The organism is Blattabacterium cuenoti (assembly GCF_014251595.1).
Lineage (GTDB): Bacteria > Bacteroidota > Bacteroidia > Flavobacteriales > Blattabacteriaceae > Blattabacterium > Blattabacterium cuenoti_Q.
Map to the genome: position 1 here is coordinate 133,870 of NZ_CP059192.1, position 19,033 is coordinate 152,902.

Consider the following 19,033-nt stretch of genomic DNA (forward strand, 5'->3'; position numbering starts at 1 on the left):
ATAAAATTAAATGTGTTAAATAATTTTTTATATATCTTTCAATCAAATCAAATTATTTATTATGTTTTATGAGCCAATTAACTAAACGTCATGAAAATTATTCAAAATGGTACAATGAAATTGTTGTAAAATCCGGTTTAGCCGAATTTTCAGGAATACGTGGTTTTATGATTATCAAACCATATGGATATTCTTTATGGGATAGAATGAAAATAATACTAGATAAAATGTTCAAATCCACTGGACATCAAAATGCTTATTTTCCTTTACTTATTCCAAAATCTTATTTTTCAAAAGAAAAAGAACACACTGATATTTTTTCTGAAGGATGTGCAGTTGTTACACATTCTAGATTAAAAAAAAATAAAAGTCAAGAAAAACTTATCATTGATCCTGAATCTAAGTTGCAAGAAGAGCTAGTTATAAGACCCACTTCAGAAAGTATTATATGGAAAACTTATAAACATTGGATTCAGTCTTATAGAGATTTACCTATTTTGTTAAATCAATGGGGAAATGCAATAAGATGGGAAATGAGAACTCGTTTATTTATTAGAACCAATGAATTTTTATGGCAAGAAGGTCATACTGCTCACTCTACAGAGAAAGAAGCAATAGAAGAAGCTATAAAAATATTGAATATATATACAGATTTTTCAGAAAAATTTATGGCTATTCCTGTATTACGAGGAATTAAACCATATATGGATAAATTTCATGGATCCGAAAAAACATATTGTATTGAAGCGCTTATGCAAGACGGAAAAGCTTTACAAATTGGAACATCTCATTTTTTAGGACAAAATTTTTCAAAAGCTTTTAATGTAAAATTTACTAATTATAATGGAAAAAAAGAATATGTATGGTCCACTTCTTGGGGGATATCGACTAGATTAATAGGAGCATTAATCATGTCTCATTCTGATGATAAAGGATTAATCTTACCTCCAAAAATAGCTCCAATACAAATCATTATCATACCAATATTTGATAAAAATCAATACACTATGATTCATGAATTATCGAAAAAAATTTTAAATATTTTAGAAAAAGAAAAAATTCGAGTTAAATATGATAATAGAGATATATTAACTCCTGGATGGAAATTTCATGAATATGAAATGAAAGGAATTCCCATACGAATCAGTATAGGAAAAAATGAAATTCAAAATGGAAAAGTCGAAATTTTTCGAAGAGATACATATGAAAAAACGTATATACCTTGGATCAATTTAAAAAAATCAATACCAAAATTACTAGATGAAATACAGAAAAACATTTATGAAAAAGCTTTTCAAAGAACTAAAAAATTAATTATTAAATTAGATGATTACAATGATTTTAAGGATCAAATCAATCATTCAGGAGGTTTTATTTTTGCTCATTGGGATGGAACGAGAAATACAAGTAAAAAAATTCAAGAAGAAACCGAAGCAACTATACGTTGTATTCCTATGTCTAATGAAAATGAAAAGGGAAAATGTATTTATTCCGGAAATCTTTCTTTTAAAAGAGTTGTTTTTTCTAAATCCTATTGAAAATTTTTTAATTTTCCTTTAAAACTATTTAAAGATGAATAATTTTTTTTTTCTAAAATAAAAATTAATTCTTTTTTTAATCTTTTAAAGATTGAAACCCCTTCTTTCATAAATTGTGTTCCAATTTGAACAGCAGAAGCTCCACATAATATATGTTCAAAAATATCTTTTCCAGAAGAAATTCCTCCACATCCTATTATAGGAATATCTTTCCGGAGATAAGTATAAAATTTGTGAATATTAGCTAATGCAAATGGTTTGATAATTGCCCCCCCAATCCCTCCAAAACCTCCTTTTGGTCGTATTACTACAGACTCTTTATTTGTATCAATAAAAAGACCATTAGGTAAACTATTAATACAAGTAATGAAAAAAATAGGAAACTGATTTAATATAGAAGCTACATTTTTGATGTGTATATCTTGAAAATAAGGAGGAAGTTTGATTCCTAAAGGTTTTTTATTAAATTTAAATATATTTTCTATGAAATTTGATATTTTATCAAAATCATAACCTAACATATTTTCTTTTTCAATAAGATTTGGGCAAGACAAGTTTAGTTCTATTGCCGTAACTTTTGAAGATTGGTTTGCTTTTTGAATTAAAAAATAATTTTCTTCTTCGGATAATCCAGATATAGAAAGAAAAATAGGTTTATCTATTGTTTTTTTTTCTAAAAAATTTAGATAAAAATCAATACCATAATTAGGTAATCCCATAGAATTTATGCTTCCTAAATCCCATTCAAAATATCTAGGTAAAACGTTTCCTTTTCTTGATTTATATGTACAACTTTTTGTTACCACTCCACCAGAAGAACTATTTAATAAATTAGATAGTTCCTTATTTGTAGAACAAAGGGCTCCTGAAGCGTTCATAATACATAATGGGAGTTTTATTCCATTTATACTTGTAGAAGTATCTATTTTTTTCATAATACTATCAATGAATTGTAATAATATCCAAGTATAAAATTTTTAACTTTACCAAAACAGCTTTTTATGGAAGAAAAAGAACAATTTTTTTTAGAAATTTATAATTTAGGAATTATAAAATTTGGAAATTTTACACTGAAAAGTGGAATGAATTCACCTATATATATAGATTTTCGTCCAATAGCTTCTAGACCGGATTTACTAATTAAATTATCAGATTTACTCATTCATGAAGTTCCATCTTTTGATTTTGAATTAATCTGTGGAGTTCCATATGCTGCTTTACCTATAGCTACTGCTTTTTCTTTAAGATCTAAAATTCCACTAATTATTAAAAGAAAAGAAAATAAAGGGTATGGAACAGAACGAATGATTGAAGGAATATATAAAGCAGGACAAAATTGCTTGATTATAGAAGATGTTATCACAAGTGGTGATAGTTTACTTAAAACTATAATTGATATTGAAAAAGAAGGATTAATCATTAGAAATATTATGTCTATTCTTGATAGAGAACAAGGAGGAATTGAAAATATAAAAGAAAAAGGATATGATATACGAACTTTATTTAGGATTGGAGAAGTTTTCAAACTTTTAAAAAAAAAACATTTTTTAAAAAAAAAAGAAATACATATGATTCAATTTTTTTTAAAAAAAAAAAATATAAGATATTTTCAAAACAAAAGAATCTCTTACGAAGAAAAAAAAGAAATAATTTCTCATCCTATAGGAAAAAAACTTATAGAGATTACGTTGAAAAAAAAAACAAATTTAATAGTTTCTGCGGATTTAGTACATACTAAAAATATTTTAAAATTAGTCAATTTAATTGGAGATAGAATTTGTGGATTAAAACTTCATGTAGATATTATAAATGATTTTTCATATTCATTTATTAATTCTCTTAAAAAAATTTCTATAGAAAAAAAATTTCTATTATTTGAAGATAGAAAATTATGTGATGTTGGTCCTACTAATTGTCTTCAATTACATTATGGAATACACAAAATATCTTCTTGGGCAGATATTATTACAGTGCATGTCATTGCTGGTGGTATGAGTATACGAAACTTGAATATTCCACATCATATGGGATTGATTACAATATCTGAAATGTCTTCTTATGGAAGATTATCTGATGACAATTACATAAAAAAAGCTATTAATATTTCTTTAGAAAACCCCAAAGTTATTGGAACTGTAGCACAAAGAAAAGTAGATAATAGATTATTATTATTTACACCTGGTATTCATTTTTATCAAAATGATAATAACATAGGAAATAGATACATACACCCTGTACAAGCTTTTGAAAAAAATGAAAGTGATTTTATTATTGTGGGAAAAGCTATATATCAATCTTTGAATCCCAAAATAGCCGCAGAAGAATATAGAAATGCAGGATGGAAAGCTTATGAAAATGGATTATGAATTATACTATTACATTTATATGTATATGATATGAGTTTTTTTTTAAAAAAATTAATGTTATATTTTGTAATTCACAATTTAAAATTGTTTCAATATTATAAACGAGGTAAAATTCATAAATTTTGAGTATGGAATGGATAAATTCATTAATTAGTTGTTTTATGATACTTTTTAGTATTATAGACATATTAGGTAATGCTCCTATAATTATGGGATTTAAATCAAAGGGAAACATTATAGAAACTAAAAAAGTTATAATTACTTCTCTTGTAATATTTTTATCTTTTCTTTTTTTAGGACAACCTATGCTTAAAATCATTGGAATTGATGTCCATTCTTTTTCTGTAGCAGGATCTATAGTGTTATTTTTAATTGGATTAGAAATGATATTAGGAATAGATCTTCATAAAACAACGGAAAATGCTCAAACTTCTATTGTTCCAATAGCTTTTCCACTTATAGCTGGTCCTGGATCTTTAACTACTTTAATTTCATTAAGAGCAACTTATGATGTAAATATTATTCTGTTATCTCTTATTTTAAATATGATAGTCGTCTATTTTGTAATAGATAAATGTGATTTTATAGCCGAAAAAATAGGAAATAATGGATTGGATATTTTAAAAAAAATATTTGGAATTATTTTATTAGCTTTTGCAGTGAAAATTTTTGGAGCTAATGCCAATCAATTATTCCAATAATGATTTATTTTATTGAGAATACTTATAATAGATTCATTTACATCTTTAAATTTAGGTAAATAAAAAGCTTTATAAATAAAAATTATATAACAACTTTTTATCATATTTTTTTCTAAAATGTATTTATTCAAAATAAAAGAAGCTTTTAATAAACGTTTTATTCTATTCCTGTGAACTGATTTTTTTAAATTTTTTTTTTGACTAAAGTTCCAACAAGGTTTATTGATAAATTTTGTTTTTCGGTTTCTAATAAAAAAACACATAAAACAGGATATGAAAATAAATATTTTCCATTTTTTATGATTTTTTCAAAAAAAATTTGTTTTTGAAACTGCATTTTCAATTATAAATTATTCACAATCTATCATAAACTCTTCTAATTTAGAAACCATTCCGACAGGCCCACAAATAAATGGAGTTCTTTGATGTAATTTAATAGGTTCTATATCTAGAATCCGTTTTTTTCCATCAGAAGCTTTTCCTCCAGCTTGTTCTGCTAAAAAAGCCATAGGATTACATTCATAAAGTAATCTTAATTTTCCTTCTGGAGAAGAAGCTGTTTTAGGGTAAATATATATTCCTCCTTGAATCATATTTCTATGAAAATCTCCCACTAAAGATCCAATATATCTGGCTGTATAAGGACGGTTATCTTTTTTTTCTTGACAATATCTAATAAATTTCCTAATTCCATTAGGAAATTTAGCATAATTTCCTTCATTAATAGAATAAATTTTTTCTATTTTAGGAAAACGAAGATTAGAATGAGATAAATAAAATGTTCCAACTGAAGGATCTAAAGTAAATCCATTGACTCCATTTCCTGTACTATATACCAATATTGTAGAAGATCCATAAATAACATATCCTGCAAGAATTTGTTGATTTCCTTTTTGTAAAAAATCTTCTATTGTTAAATTTACTCGAATAGAGGATTTTCTCATATATACAGAAAATATAGTTCCAATAGAAACGTTGACATCTATATTAGAAGAACCATCAAGTGGATCTATTAAAACAATGTATTGATTATGAGAAACATTTTCTTTTTTTCCTTTTATGACTATAAAATCTTTACTCTCTTCAGAGGCAATTCCACAAACAATATTTCTACTTTTAAAAGATTCAATGAAAGCTCTATGAGCAAAATCATCCAATTTTTGTTGATTTTCTCCTTGAACGTTAGTGATTCCAGAACTTCCTATAATTTTTTCTGTTAATCCTGCTTTGTTTACTTCTTTATGAATTGCCTTAGAAGCTAATTTTATAGAGCTAAATAATCGTAATAATCCTTCGGTAGAATATGAAAAACGATCTCTATTTTCTATAATAAATTCTCCTAATGTATACATTGTATCTATCTATACGGATATACGTAAATCCTTTTATTATAAAGATCAGATTTTTTTTAAAAAATTCTATTATCATATTTGAATTTTTATCAAAAATAAAATAGATTACTTTTCTAAAGTAATTACGAATTTTATATATTTCTATTAATTTTATATTTATATATGAATGAGAATTATTCAAATCCCATTAATATTTTTATGGCGTATGTGGTTTTTTCTTATCAATATATTTTTGATTCCATTATGGGCAGGAGCTTCTATTCCATTTCTTTTCAAGGATAAACATTATCCCATTGCTTATTGGTTTCATCAAATGTGGGCTAGAAGTAATCTTTTTCTTATGGGCTTTTGGTATGCGTTAGAAAACGATCAAGAGATATTAGATAAAAATCAACAATACGTAATTATTAGTAATCATAGTTCGATTATGGATATTATGTTAATATATTCTTTGATGAGAAACCATCCTTTGGTATTTGTGGGGAAAGCAGAATTAGCTAAACTTCCCTTTTTTGGATTTGTTTACAAAAAAAGTAATATTTTAATTGATAGACAAAACTTATCAAGTTGTATCCAAGTATTTAAAAAAATAGAAGATAAAGTGGATTCTGGAAAAAGTGTTTGTATTTTTCCAGAAGGTAGAGTTCCTAAACCTTATATTTTATTGGATCACTTTAAAAGTGGAGCGTTTTTTGTTGCTATTTTCAAAAAAATTCCGATTGTTCCTTTTACTATAGCCGATATAAAAACAAAATTTCCCAGTTTTTACATCCTAAAAGGAGGACCGGGGAAAATTAGAATAAAACAACATCATTCTATATCAACAAAAAATTTATCCTTGAAAGATAAGAATAACTTGAAAAAAAAATGTTTCGATTTAATCAAATATCAATTAGAAAAATTTGAACGTGAAAAAAAAAATCGTTAATTATATGAATAATTTGTGAATAAAAAAATTCATATTTATACTGATGGTTCATCAAAAGGAAATCCTGGTCCAGGAGGATATGGTGTTTTTATAGAAACATTTTTGGGTCATTATTATAATAGAAAAATAATATCAGAAGGGTATCGTTATACAACTAATAATAGAATGGAACTATTATCAGTAATAGTGGGATTGGAAAAAATAGAAAATAAAAAGCAAAATATTATTGTTTTTACTGACTCAAAATATATCGTAAATACTGTCCAAAATAAATGGATTGATAAATGGAAAAAAGATAATTTTCACAAAAAGAAAAATGTAGATTTATGGAAAAAATTTATCAATTTATTTGATAAACATTTTGTTGTATTTTTTTGGATAAAAAGCCATAATCACCATTATATCAATGATTATTGTGATCGATTATCTGTAGAAGCTTCCAAAAAAGAAAATCTAAAAATAGATTACGTATATGAAAGAGAAAAAAAAATACGATGAATTATATCGCATAATTTTTTTGTCTAATAATTTCATATATGATTATAGACATAGCGTTGCTAACATTTAATGAATCTATATTTCCGAACATAGGAATAGTTATGATTTTATTAGCTTTTTTTAACCAAATATTGGATACTCCCTTATTTTCAGAACCCAAAACAATAGCTATATTATTATGATCAAATTTAGTTTGATATAAATTTATTGCTTTTTTATGTTTATAAAATCCTGTTGTTATAATTTGTATTTTATTTTTTTGTAACCAATATATGATTGATTCTATTTTTTCCATAAAGATATTTCTTGTGAAAAGACTTCCTAAACTACATCTGATAATATTAGAATTATACATATAAGTTTTCATATTACAAAAGATAATAAAATTAATATCTACAGCATCAGCTATTCTTAACATGGCTCCTATATTTCCAGGTTTTTCTATCCCATCTAGAATAAGTGTTAAAGAAAAATTATGATTGGAAATTTCTATATTTTTCAGTTGATTCATATATTTTTTCTCTTTAAATAAAGCAATGATTCCACCTGAATTTTCTCTATACGCTAATTTTTTAAAAATTTTCATACTAATAATAAAGGTGATAGAATCAAATGACTGAATCATATTATATTTATAAAATATTTTTTTGCATATGAATATTCTTGTTGGAAAATAATTACCTTTTATAGCCATTTCAAATTCTTTTACTCCTTCAACAACAAAAAAATTATATGAATTTTTTTTTTGATAAACTTTTATTAAATCTTTAATTTTTGTATTTTGAACACTGTATATCTTTTTCATATTGACTTGTATAATGATTTATAAAATTTATAAAAAATACGATGATATGATATATATGAATAGGGCGATTGAATGTTCAAAATTATCTTTTTGTAAAAAAAAAAAGTAGGAGCTGTTATAGTTAAAAATAATCATATTTTATCTGATGGATATAACCACACTCCAAATGGATTAAGTAATCTTTGTGAAGATCACGATGGAAATACAAAATGGTATGTTATACATGCAGAAGCAAATGCCATATTAAAAATGTCTTCTTCTTCTTTATCCTGTGAAGGAGCTTCTATATATATCACTCATTTTCCATGTAAAGAATGTTGTAAATTAATTTATTTATCTCATATTAAAAGAGTTATTTACTTACATTCCACCAATGATGAAAGATTAATTTTTTTTAAAAAATTTCAAATAGAAATCAAAAAACTTATTTTAGTTCATTAAAATTAAATATAATAAACATATTAAACCCAGGTGGCGAAATAGGTAGACGCGCTGGACTCAAAATCCAGTGATTTTATATCATGCGGGTTCAAATCCCGCCCTGGGTATCTTTTTTTAGAATAAAAAATATCTTTGAGAAAGAGGTAAAACATGAGAAGGACGGGAAATTATTTTTTCTTCATTTATATAAACGTTATAAGTTTTTGGATCCACTTCTAAATTGGGAGATTCTCCATTTAATATCATATGCTTTTTGGATAAAGTACGACATCCTTTTATGATTTTGATTTGTTTTTTGATTTCATTTTTTTCAAAAAAACCATAATTAATGGCATTGACGGATACAAAAATACTACTTAATTTTGGCTCAAAATACCCAAACATTTTTCGATACATAAATGGTTGAGGTGTAGGAATTGTTGCATTAGGATCTCCCATACTAGCATATACAATCATTCCACTTTTTATAACTAATTCAGGTTTTACTCCAAAAAAAGAAGGTTTCCATAATATTAAATCGGCCATTTTTCCAATATGAATTGATCCAACATATTCAGATATACCATGAGTAATAGCAGGATTAATAGTATATTTGGAAATGTATCTTTTAACTCTAAAATTATCATTTTTTGTATGATCCTCATGAAGAGATCCTCTTTGTTTTTTCATTTTATCAGCAGTTTGCCATGTTCTTTTCACTATTTCACCTATTCTTCCCATTGCTTGAGAATCTGAACTCGTCATACTAATAGCCCCCATATCATGTAAAACACCTTCTGCACTAATAGTCTCAGATCTGATACGCGATTTAGCAAAAGCAATATCTTCTGGTAAGTTAGAATCTAAATGATGACATATCATTAACATGTCTAAATGTTCATCTATAGTGTTACAAGTATAAGGCATAGTAGGACTTGTGGATGAAGGTAAAATATTAGAATACGAAATCACTTTCAATAAATCAGGAGCATGTCCACCTCCGGCTCCTTCTGTATGATAAGTGTGAATGGTTCTATTTTTGAATATTTTTAAAGTATCTTCTACATAACCTGATTCATTTAGAGAATCTGTATGTATGTTTACTTGTACATCCAATTTTTCTGCTACATTTAAACATTGATCAATAACATGTAAAGTACTTCCCCAATCTTCATGTATTTTTAATCCACCTGCACCGGCTTTGATTTGTTCAATTAAAGCTTCAGGACGAGAACTATTTCCACTTGCAAGAAAAATAAAATTAATGGGAATATGATCTGTACTTTTTAACATTCTTTGAATATTCCATACCCCTGAAGTACAATTTGTAGCTATAGTTCCAGTAGCGGGACCTGATCCTCCACCAATAATAGTGGTGGTTCCACTTTCTAATGCAACTTCAAATAATTGTGGACATATATAATGAACATGACTATCTACACTTCCAGCTGTCACTATCATATTTTCTGAAGAAATGACTTCAGTTCCTGCACCAATATACATATTAGGAGTAATACCGTCCATAAAATATGGATTTCCAGCCTTTCCTATACCAACAATGATTCCATTTTTTATTCCAATATCCGCTTTTACAATTCCCCAATAATCTATAATAATAGCATTAGTTAATACTAAATCTAAAACACCTTCATCTCTTGTAGCAAATGGATGTTGTCCCATTCCATCTCTAATAACTTTTCCTCCTCCAAAAACACATTCATCTCCATAAATGGTATAGTCTTTTTCTATTTCAATCCATAAAGATGTATCTCCTAAGCGAATTTTATCCCCTTTAGTGGGTCCATACATACTTGCATAAGATTCTCTATCTATTTTTTTCATATAGTTGTATTTTCCTTTCCTGAAAATCCATAAATTTTTTTACTTCCTCCAATCTCCACTAACATAATTTCTTTTGTTTCTCCTGGTTCAAAACGTACAGACCTTCCAGAAGGAATATCCAATCTATATCCTTTAGTTCCTTCTCTTTCAAAAAGAAGAGCAGAATTTGTTTCATAAAAATGGAAATGAGATCCAACTTGAATAGGACGTGTCCCTGTATTGGAAACGATTCTTTCTATACGAGATCTTCCAGGTAACAATACAATATCTTCTTTTAAAAGATCATATTGTCCTGGAATTAGATTTGAATTTTGTTTTCTATTTTTTTTGATAGGATGATGTATGGTAACCAACTTTGTTCCATCAGGAAAAGTTGCTTCAACTTGAACATTATTAAGTAATTCATACACTCCATCCATAACTTGTTCATCGTTCAGAATATTTCCTGCTTCATCCATGAGATCTTTTACAGTTTTTCCATCACGAGCTCCTTCCATTACATAATGAGTAATTAAAGCTAAAGATTCAGGATAATTTAATTTTAGTCCTCTTTTTAATCGTTTTTTTGCTAATTCTCCAGCCATGTGAAGAAGAATTTTTTCCTTTTCATAAGAAGTTAAATGCATACGTTTTCTTTAATTTTATTCATAAACATAATATTCGTTGCAACAAACAACAGTTATATAAGTTTAAAGTTATGAAATATTATAATAATGAAAGATAAACAGAATCGTTTTTAGATTCTTTGATCAGATGTCATAAAAATATGATCATAATAAATTTTATAAAAAAATTCAGTTATATATTCAAAAAAAATTTTCAATATCAATCAAAAAAAAAAATAAAAAAACATACCTCCATAAATTATCATTATTTTTGTGAAGATCTTTAATAATGGGAAAGTTTTTAAAATAATTAAAAATGCAAGTTTTAAAATTTGGGGGAAGTTCTGTAGCTCATTCTGATGCTATAAAATGTATTTGTTCTTTATTAGAAAAAAAACCAAAAGGAAGATATGCTATTGTTGTATCTGCATTAGGAAATATTACGGATCAATTAATACAATGTGGTCTACTCGCTTCTGAAAGAAGAAACATTTATAAAAATATATTAGAAGAAATCGAGATTCGACATCTGAATATTATAAGAGAATTGTTTCCTATTACCTATCAAAGTCATTTAATCAGTTGGATAAAAAAAAATATAAATGATTTAGAAAGTTTATGTGATGGAATTTTTCAAGTTGAAGAACTTTCAAAACGTTCTTTAGATAAAATCATGAGTTTTGGAGAATTGAGTTCTTCTTTTCTTATTGCAGAAAAATTAAAACAAACCGGATTAGACGCAATTTGTAAAGATAGCAGAGATTTAATTATTACAGATTCTCAATTTGGATGTGCACAAGTAGATTTTATAACAAGTAATCACCATATTATTCAATTTTTTCGTGAAAAAACATCAGAATATATCGTTTTACCAGGATTTATAGGTTCTACGTTAGAAAATGAAACAACAACCCTTGGTAGAGGAGGTTCTGATTATACTGCATCTATTTTAGCTGCGGCTGTTTCTGCTAGTTTACTTGAAATTTGGACAGATGTAAGTGGAATGATGACAGCAAATCCAAAAATAGTAAATCAAGCTTTTCCTATAAAAGAAATTTCTTATGAGGAAGCAATGGAATTATCTCATTTTGGAGCAAAAGTTATTTATCCTCCTACTATTCAACCTGCTATGAAAAAACATATTCCTATACAAATTAAAAATACTTTTTCTCCCTTAGATACTGGAACTTTGATTTATATTAATAAAAATACAAATATTAGTCAACCTGTAACCGGAATATCCGGAATTCAAAATATGGCATTGCTTACTCTGGAAGGAAGTGGAATGGTAGGAATTCCTGGATATTCTAAACGTCTATTTGAAGCGTTATCACGTGAAAAAATAAATGTTATATTTATAACTCAAAGTTCTTCAGAACATTCAATAACCACAGGAATTCATGAAACGGATGTCATAAAAGCAAAAGCAGTTATAGATAGCGAATTTTCTCAAGAAATACATCAAAGACGTATTGATCCATTAAGAATAGAGAAAGATCTTTGTATTATTGCTGTTGTAGGAGATAACATGAAAAATCTTCATGGAACTAGTGGAAAAATGTTTTCGGCTTTAGGAAGAAATAGCATTAATGTGAGAGCTATTGCACAAGGATCTACTGAAAAAAATATATCAGCCGTTATTAGAAAAACTGATTTTAAAAAGGCTTTAAATACTTTACATGAAGCTTTTTTTGAAAGTCCACCAAAACAAATCAATCTTTTTATTTGTGGAGTCGGAAAAGTAGGAAGCAAATTGCTTGAACAAATAGATCAACAACAAAATTACTTATTGGAAGAATTAAAGCTTCAAGTTCGAGTCATTGGTTTAGCTAATAGTAAAAAAATGTATTTCAATAATCATGGAATTAATTTAAATGATTGGGAAAAATATATAAACCAAAAAAGCATTCATATGAATATATATTCCTTTATGGAAAAAGTATGGAAATTTAATCTAAGAAATAGTTTGTTTGTGGATAATACAGCTAGTGAAGAAATGGCTATGACTTATGACAAATTTTTAAAAAATGGAATAGGTGTTATTACTTGTAATAAAATCGCTTGTTCTTCCGATTATGATCATTATAAAAGATTAAAAACGCTTTCTAGACATTTTAAAGCTCCATTTTTGTTCGAAACAAATGTAGGAGCAAGTCTTCCAGTTATTAGTACACTTAATGATCTGATTAATAGTGGAGATAAAATTAATAAGATAGAAGCTGTTTTATCAGGAAGTTTAAATTTTATATTTAATCACTTCATAGGAGAAAAATCTTTTTTAGAAGTGGTAAAAAATGCACAAAATCAAGGATATACTGAACCTGATCCGAGAATCGATTTAAGTGGATTAGACGTCATGCGAAAAATACTAATTTTAGCGAGAGAATGCGGTTCTCCATTAGAATTAACTGATATTCATCAAAAATCTTTTCTTCCCAAAACTTGTTCCAGTTCGACTTCTATAAATAATTTTTATCAAGAACTACACAAATACCAAGATTATTTTTTTAAAATTAGAAATGAAGCAGAAAAAAATAAAAAACGTTTACGTTTTATTGCACGTTATGAAAATGGAGAGGCTTCTGTTGGTTTAGAATCTGTATCAGAAATACATCCATTTTTTCAATTAGAAGGAAAAGATAATATGGTTTTATATAATACATATCGTTATTCTGAACAGCCTCTTATCATAAAAGGAGCAGGGGCTGGAGCAGAAGTTACTGCATCTGGAGTTTTTTCAGATATTATTAAAGCTACTAAATAAAAATCATGAAGGGAATTAAAATATTTTCACCAGCAACTGTAGCTAATTTAGCTTGTGGTTTTGATGTTATTGGATTGGCTTTAGATTTTCCTAAAGATGAAATTTTTTTATATAAATCCAACAATCCAGGAATAAGAATTAATAAAATATATGGATCCCCGTTGCCTCATGATCCTAGAAAAAACGTCGCTTTTGTTGCTTTACAATCTTTATTGAAAAAATATAAACAAAAACAAAGATTTGATGAAACAAAAATAGGATTTGAAATAGAATTAATTAAAAATATTCATCCTGGAAGTGGAATAGGATCTAGTGCAGCTAGCGCAGCTGGTATTGTTTATGGAGCTAATATTTTATTAGGAAACCCTTTTAATACGATACAATTAATCCGTTTTGCCATGGAAGGAGAACGTATAGCGAGTGGAACAGCTCATGCTGATAATGTAGCTCCCGCTATTATGGGTGGAGTAACATTAGTCAGAAGCTATCAACCATTGGATATTACTAGGTTGCATACACCTAATGAATTGTGGATAAGTATTATACACCCCCAAATTGAGGTCAAAACATCAGATGCTAGAGAAATATTAAAACAAAAAATACTCATGACAGACGCAATTAAACAGTGGGGAAATGTAGGAGCATTAATTGCTGGTTTATATCAAGAAAATTATGAATTAATAAGTAGATCCTTAGAAGATGTTATTGTAGAACCTATACGAGCTATGCTAATTCCAGCTTTTTATGAATTAAAAATCAAATGTAAAGAAATAGGAGCTTTAGGTGGAGGAATTTCTGGTTCTGGACCTTCTGTTTTTATGTTAAGCAAAGGGAACCAAACGGCAAAAAAAGTTACTGAAATTATGAATCGAGTATATTCTCCGTTAAAAGTTGATTATAAAACTTATACATCTCCTATTAATCAAAAAGGAATCAAATGGATTCAATTATCATAAAATTATATGAATATGTTATACCACAGTTTAAAAAATTATCAAAATTTAGTTTCGTTCGAAGATGCGGTTTTAACTGGTTTATCACCTGATGGAGGTTTATATATGCCTGAATGTATTCCTAAATTAGAACATAAATTTATTCATCAACTTTCGATTTATGATATTTATACGATTGCTATGTTTGTTATCAAACCTTATATTGGAAAATATATACCCGAAAAATTTATTGATGATATAATTCATGATACTTTAAATTTCCCTTTTCCATTGAAAAAAATACATGACAATATTCACGTATTAGAACTTTTTCATGGTCCCACTTTGGCTTTTAAAGATGTAGGAGCTAAATTCATGGCCGGATGTTTAAGCTTTTTTTCTGACAAATTAGGAAAAAGTATTACAGTTTTAGTGGCAACTTCAGGAGATACCGGAGGTGCCGTTGCTAAAGGATTTCATCAAAAACCTGGAATAGAAGTTATTATTTTATATCCATATAATGGAATCAGTCCTATACAGGAAAAACAAATAACCTCATTAGGAGATAATATATTAGCTCTAGAAATAGATGGAGATTTTGATGACTGTCAAAACATGGTAAAACACGCCTTTTTAGATAAAGAATTGAAAAAAAAATATACATTAACTTCTGCTAATTCAATCAATGTAGGAAGATGGCTTCCTCAAATGTTTTATTATTTTATAGCTTACAAAAAAATGATTGTAGAAAAAAATCCATCCGAATTAATTTTTTCAGTTCCTAGTGGAAATTTTGGAAATATTTGTGCAGGAATGATGGCTAATAGAATGGGGTTACCAATAAAATTTTTTATTGCTTCTACAAATAGTAATGATACCATACCTAGATTTTTAAAATCTGAAAAATACCATCCCATTTCGGTCAAAAAAACTATATCAAATGCTATGGATATATCTGATCCCAGCAATTTTTCTAGAATATGGCATTTATATCAAAAAAATATGTTTCAATTAAGAAAAAAACTAAATTCTTATAAATTTACGGATGAAGAAACTTTATCAATTATCAAAATGATATGGAAAAAATATAAATATATGTTAGATCCACACGGAGCTATTGGGTATTTAGGACTTAGACAATATTTACAAGAAAATAAAAATTTTTCAGATCCATCTATTTTTTTAGAAACAGCTCATCCTATTAAATTTTTAAATCATATGCCAGCTTTTTTACAAAAAAAAATTGTACCTCCTTCTCAAAAAATAGAAACATTTTTGAATACGAAAAATAAAAATAAAAAAATATCATTATCCAATGATTTTAATATTTTCAAAACTTGGTTATTAGATAGATCAATAAAATAATTTTAAATGGCGACATCTCCCTTAATATGAGGAAAAGGATTATAGTTTTTCAACTCAAAATCTTCAAAACGAAATTGAAAAATATTTTTAACAGAAGAATTGATAATCATTTCAGGTAGGGGTTTTGGAGTTCTTTTCATTTGTATTTTAACTTGTTTAATATGATTATTGTAAATATGAGCATCACCTATAGTGTGAATAAGTTCTTTTCCTTTTAGATTCAAAATATGTCCTAACATAGAAAGTAACAATGCGTAAGAAGCAATATTAAATGGTAATCCAATAAAAATATCTGCACTTCTTTGATATAAAAGTAATGATAATTTTTTTTTGTATACGTAAAATTGGAACAATAAATGACAAGGAGGTAACGCCATATTCTGAATCATTCCTACATTCCAAGAAGAAACAATTAAACGTCGAGAACTAGGATTCAACTTGATTTCTTTTATAAGATTAACGATTTGATCAATAAAATGTCCATCGTATGTTGGCCATTTTCTCCATTGAAATCCATATATTGGACCTAATTCTCCATTATGATCTGCCCATGGATTCCAAATACTAACTTTATTATTTGTTAAAAATTGAATATTTGTATCTCCTTTTAAAAACCATAAAAGCTCATAAATAATAGATCGTATATTTAATTTTTTAGTGGTTAATAGAGGAAAGCCTTTTTCTAAGTTAAATCTCATTTGATAACCAAAGATACTTATGGTTCCTACCCCTGTACGATCTTTCCTTTTTACTCCCTTTTTTAATACGTTTTTTAATAAATTTAAATATTGTTTCATAAACTCATAATATGTATTTCTTTTTTAATTTAAAGAGTATTTTTGCATAAAAAAAATATAACTATGAATCAAAAGGTTCTCTTCTTTTCTACAAGAAGTGGGTTAAAATTATCAAAAAATATAGCTTATTATTATGGTAATTTTCTTGGTAAAGTACGATTTTTAGAATTTAGTGATGGAGAATATATTCCTTGTTTTGAACAATCCGTTCGTGGATCTCAAGTATTTTTAATTGGATCAACTTTTCCTCCTGTAGATAATTTAATGGAATTATTATTAATGTGCGATGCTGCTTGTAGAGCTTCATCTTATAATATTACACTGGTAATTCCGTATTTTGGATGGGCTAGACAAGATCATAAAGATAAACTTAGAACTCCTATTGCATCAAAACTTATAGCTAACTTAATAGTTGCTTCAGGAGCGACTAGAGTCATGACCATGGATTTGCATGCAGATCAAATTCAAGGATTTTTTGATATCCCTGTTGATCATTTATATGCATCTAGAATATTTATTAATTATATTAAGAAATTAAATATAGATCAGTTAACGATTGCTTCTCCCGATATGGGAGGAGCAAAAAGAGCTAGAAGTTATGCGGGTTATTTAGGAACAGATGTAGTAATCTGTTATAAAGAAAGAAAAAAAGCAAATGAAATAGAATTTATGAATCTTATAGGAAATGTAAAAGACAAAAATATTATACTTATAGATGATATCGTCGATACTGCAGGAACTTTAACAGAAGCGGCTAATTTAATAAAAAAACAAGGAGCTAAAAGTGTTCGCGCTATAGCAACTCATCCCGTTTTATCAGGGAATTCATATGAAAAAATACATCAATCAGAAATTGAAGAGTTGGTAGTTACAGATACCATTCCTATAAATCAAATGAAGATAAATGATAAAATTAAAGTTTTATCTTGTGCTCCACTTTTTGCGGAAGTCATGCAATCGGTTCATAAAGATGAATCCATCAGTAAAAAATTTATAATATGAAATATATCAATATATCCGGTCATAAAAGAAATGTTGGAAAAAAAGAAGTTCGTTCTATTCGACTTTCTGGAAAAATACCATGTATTTTATATGGAAAAAATTTAAATATTCCGTTTTCTACTTCATTAGAAGGTTTAAAAAAAATAGTCTATACTACAGAAGTATATGGTATTGTTCTTAAAATAGAGGGGTATGATCAAAACATTAACGCTATTCGAAAAGAAATACAATTTCATCCTATTAACAACAAAATATTACATGTGGATTTTTACAAAATTGATCCAATCAAACCTATTATATTAGAAATTCCCATAAAATCTTTTGGTCGCCCGATTGGAGTAGAAAAAGGAGGAGAATATTATTCTCCTATTCGAAAATTAAAAGTAAAAGCATATCCACATAATATGCCAGAATATATTAAATTAAATGTTAATTCTTTAGATATAGGTGATAGAATAACCATAGAAGATTTATATAATGATCAATACACGATATTAAATCCTTTTCGTACACTGATAGCAACCGTCAAAAACTCTCGTACAATTATTAAAAGTACTCAAAAAGAAGAGGAAAATCAAGAAATAAAGAAAAAAGAAGATAAAGAAGATAAAAAGAAAAAAAAAATCAAATAAATTGTGCGTTTAGATTTTTATTTTATGGAAGTCGCTTTAAAAGAAGCTTTCATTGCTTTTCATAAAAATGAAATTCCTATAGGTGCTGCAATGACATATCAAAATATACTTATAGCAAAAGCTCATAATTTAACTGAAACTTTATGTAATATTACTGCACATGCAGAAATGTTGGCGATTAATTTAGCATCTAGTTTTTTGAAAAAAAAATATATCAAGAAATGTACTTTATATGTCACCTTAGAACCATGTGTTATGTGTGCTGGAGCTTTATTTTGGTCTCAAATAGGAAGAGTGGTATGTGGAGCTTCCAATCCATCAAAAAGAGGGTTCATTTGTTCTGGCATTAAATTACACCCAAAAACAGAATTTGTATCCGGAATTATGAAAAATCAGTGCAAAACTATTATAGAAAAATTTTTTCTTTATAAAAGAATCCATAAATCTAAAAAAATTATATAAATATTTTTATTTTTTTTTTATCAT

The 19,033-nt window shown here is 27.0% G+C and carries 19 protein-coding genes, 1 tRNA gene and 1 pseudogene; 13 read left to right on the forward strand and 8 right to left on the reverse strand.

Annotated elements, in window-relative coordinates:
* Window positions 1-68 precede the first annotated feature (68 nt).
* A complete protein-coding gene (gene proS, locus H0H66_RS00625) occupies window positions 69-1,538 on the forward strand; it encodes a proline--tRNA ligase (RefSeq protein WP_185858063.1) in 1,470 nt (489 codons plus the stop codon).
* Here the strand turns inward: proS and H0H66_RS00630 are convergent.
* Window positions 1,532-2,473, reverse strand: a complete 942-nt coding sequence (locus H0H66_RS00630) for a dihydroorotate oxidase (protein ID WP_185858064.1) — start codon at window positions 2,471-2,473, stop codon at window positions 1,532-1,534. The two genes, proS and H0H66_RS00630, sit on opposite strands and share 7 nt — an antisense overlap.
* Window positions 2,474-2,539: 66 nt before the next feature.
* Here H0H66_RS00630 and pyrF point away from each other — a divergent pair, with 66 nt between their 5' ends.
* Together pyrF and H0H66_RS00640 are read left to right on the forward strand one after the other, a co-directional pair.
* Window positions 2,540-3,904, forward strand: coding sequence for an orotidine-5'-phosphate decarboxylase (gene pyrF / locus H0H66_RS00635; RefSeq protein WP_185858065.1), 1,365 nt, complete (start codon window positions 2,540-2,542; stop codon window positions 3,902-3,904).
* 128 nt (window positions 3,905-4,032) lie between these two features.
* Window positions 4,033-4,605: a MarC family protein gene (locus H0H66_RS00640; protein ID WP_185858066.1), complete on the forward strand. Its 573-nt coding sequence runs from the start codon at window positions 4,033-4,035 to the stop codon at window positions 4,603-4,605.
* Here the strand turns inward: H0H66_RS00640 and H0H66_RS03135 are convergent.
* From H0H66_RS03135 to fbp, 3 genes are read right to left on the reverse strand one after another with little or no spacing between them, the layout of a single operon-like run.
* Window positions 4,590-4,856: a ribonuclease P protein component gene (locus H0H66_RS03135; RefSeq protein WP_394366941.1), complete on the reverse strand. Its 267-nt coding sequence runs from the start codon at window positions 4,854-4,856 to the stop codon at window positions 4,590-4,592. The genes H0H66_RS00640 and H0H66_RS03135 overlap by 16 nt on opposite strands.
* Window positions 4,790-4,942, reverse strand: coding sequence for a hypothetical protein (locus tag H0H66_RS03090; protein ID WP_238785060.1), 153 nt, complete (start codon window positions 4,940-4,942; stop codon window positions 4,790-4,792). The genes H0H66_RS03135 and H0H66_RS03090 overlap by 67 nt, the downstream gene beginning before the upstream one ends.
* A 13-nt stretch (window positions 4,943-4,955) precedes the next feature.
* Window positions 4,956-5,957 (reverse strand): class 1 fructose-bisphosphatase, encoded by a 1,002-nt coding sequence (gene fbp, locus H0H66_RS00650; protein ID WP_185858068.1) that lies wholly within the window; start codon window positions 5,955-5,957, stop codon window positions 4,956-4,958.
* Window positions 5,958-6,123: 166 nt separating this feature from the next.
* Here fbp and H0H66_RS00655 point away from each other — a divergent pair, with 166 nt between their 5' ends.
* Complete coding sequence (locus H0H66_RS00655; protein WP_185858069.1) at window positions 6,124-6,885, forward strand: lysophospholipid acyltransferase family protein; 762 nt, start codon at window positions 6,124-6,126, stop codon at window positions 6,883-6,885.
* Window positions 6,886-6,900: 15 nt separating this feature from the next.
* Window positions 6,901-7,383, forward strand: a complete 483-nt coding sequence (locus tag H0H66_RS00660) for a ribonuclease HI (RefSeq protein WP_185858070.1) — start codon at window positions 6,901-6,903, stop codon at window positions 7,381-7,383.
* 1 nt (window position 7,384) lies between these two features.
* Here H0H66_RS00660 and H0H66_RS00665 read toward each other — a convergent pair whose 3' ends face one another.
* The gene (locus H0H66_RS00665) at window positions 7,385-8,188 is read right to left on the reverse strand and encodes an RNA methyltransferase (protein ID WP_185858071.1); all 804 of its coding nucleotides are present in this window, start codon (window positions 8,186-8,188) and stop codon (window positions 7,385-7,387) included.
* Window positions 8,189-8,201: 13 nt separating this feature from the next.
* On the opposite strand from H0H66_RS00665, the pseudogene H0H66_RS00670 reads away from it, so the two are divergent.
* Together H0H66_RS00670 and H0H66_RS00675 are read left to right on the forward strand one after the other, a co-directional pair.
* A pseudogene (locus tag H0H66_RS00670) lies at window positions 8,202-8,629 on the forward strand (deoxycytidylate deaminase).
* Window positions 8,630-8,653: 24 nt separating this feature from the next.
* Window positions 8,654-8,736: transfer RNA gene (locus H0H66_RS00675), tRNA-Leu, on the forward strand.
* A 7-nt stretch (window positions 8,737-8,743) separates the two neighbouring features.
* Here the strand turns inward: H0H66_RS00675 and ureC are convergent.
* Both ureC and H0H66_RS00685 read right to left on the reverse strand, forming a co-directional pair.
* A complete protein-coding gene (gene ureC / locus H0H66_RS00680; RefSeq protein WP_202983788.1) occupies window positions 8,744-10,450 on the reverse strand; it encodes an urease subunit alpha in 1,707 nt (568 codons plus the stop codon).
* A complete protein-coding gene (locus tag H0H66_RS00685; protein WP_185858072.1) occupies window positions 10,447-11,076 on the reverse strand; it encodes an urease subunit gamma in 630 nt (209 codons plus the stop codon). The genes ureC and H0H66_RS00685 overlap by 4 nt, the downstream gene beginning before the upstream one ends.
* 295 nt (window positions 11,077-11,371) lie before the next feature.
* Here H0H66_RS00685 and thrA point away from each other — a divergent pair, with 295 nt between their 5' ends.
* From thrA to thrC, 3 genes are read left to right on the forward strand one after another with little or no spacing between them, the layout of a single operon-like run.
* Window positions 11,372-13,819, forward strand: coding sequence for a bifunctional aspartate kinase/homoserine dehydrogenase I (thrA, locus tag H0H66_RS00690; RefSeq protein WP_185858073.1), 2,448 nt, complete (start codon window positions 11,372-11,374; stop codon window positions 13,817-13,819).
* 5 nt (window positions 13,820-13,824) lie between these two features.
* A complete protein-coding gene (locus H0H66_RS00695) occupies window positions 13,825-14,775 on the forward strand; it encodes a homoserine kinase (RefSeq protein WP_185858074.1) in 951 nt (316 codons plus the stop codon).
* 12 nt (window positions 14,776-14,787) lie between these two features.
* A complete protein-coding gene (thrC, locus tag H0H66_RS00700) occupies window positions 14,788-16,116 on the forward strand; it encodes a threonine synthase (protein WP_185858075.1) in 1,329 nt (442 codons plus the stop codon).
* 2 nt (window positions 16,117-16,118) lie between these two features.
* On the opposite strand, the gene H0H66_RS00705 is transcribed toward thrC, so the two are convergent.
* Window positions 16,119-16,913 carry a thymidylate synthase gene (locus tag H0H66_RS00705; protein ID WP_185858076.1) on the reverse strand — a complete coding sequence of 265 codons (795 nt, stop codon included), beginning with the start codon at window positions 16,911-16,913 and terminating at the stop codon, window positions 16,119-16,121.
* A gap of 63 nt (window positions 16,914-16,976) precedes the next feature.
* Here H0H66_RS00705 and H0H66_RS00710 point away from each other — a divergent pair, with 63 nt between their 5' ends.
* Genes H0H66_RS00710 through H0H66_RS00720 form a run of 3 tightly spaced genes read left to right on the forward strand, consistent with a single transcriptional unit; the run spans window position 16,977 to window position 19,009 of the window.
* Window positions 16,977-17,915 (forward strand): ribose-phosphate diphosphokinase, encoded by a 939-nt coding sequence (locus tag H0H66_RS00710; RefSeq protein ID WP_185858077.1) that lies wholly within the window; start codon window positions 16,977-16,979, stop codon window positions 17,913-17,915.
* Window positions 17,912-18,547, forward strand: coding sequence for a 50S ribosomal protein L25 (locus H0H66_RS00715; RefSeq protein ID WP_185858078.1), 636 nt, complete (start codon window positions 17,912-17,914; stop codon window positions 18,545-18,547). The genes H0H66_RS00710 and H0H66_RS00715 overlap by 4 nt, the downstream gene beginning before the upstream one ends.
* A 24-nt stretch (window positions 18,548-18,571) precedes the next feature.
* The gene (locus H0H66_RS00720; protein ID WP_185858229.1) at window positions 18,572-19,009 is read left to right on the forward strand and encodes a nucleoside deaminase; all 438 of its coding nucleotides are present in this window, start codon (window positions 18,572-18,574) and stop codon (window positions 19,007-19,009) included.
* Window positions 19,010-19,033 lie beyond the last annotated feature (24 nt).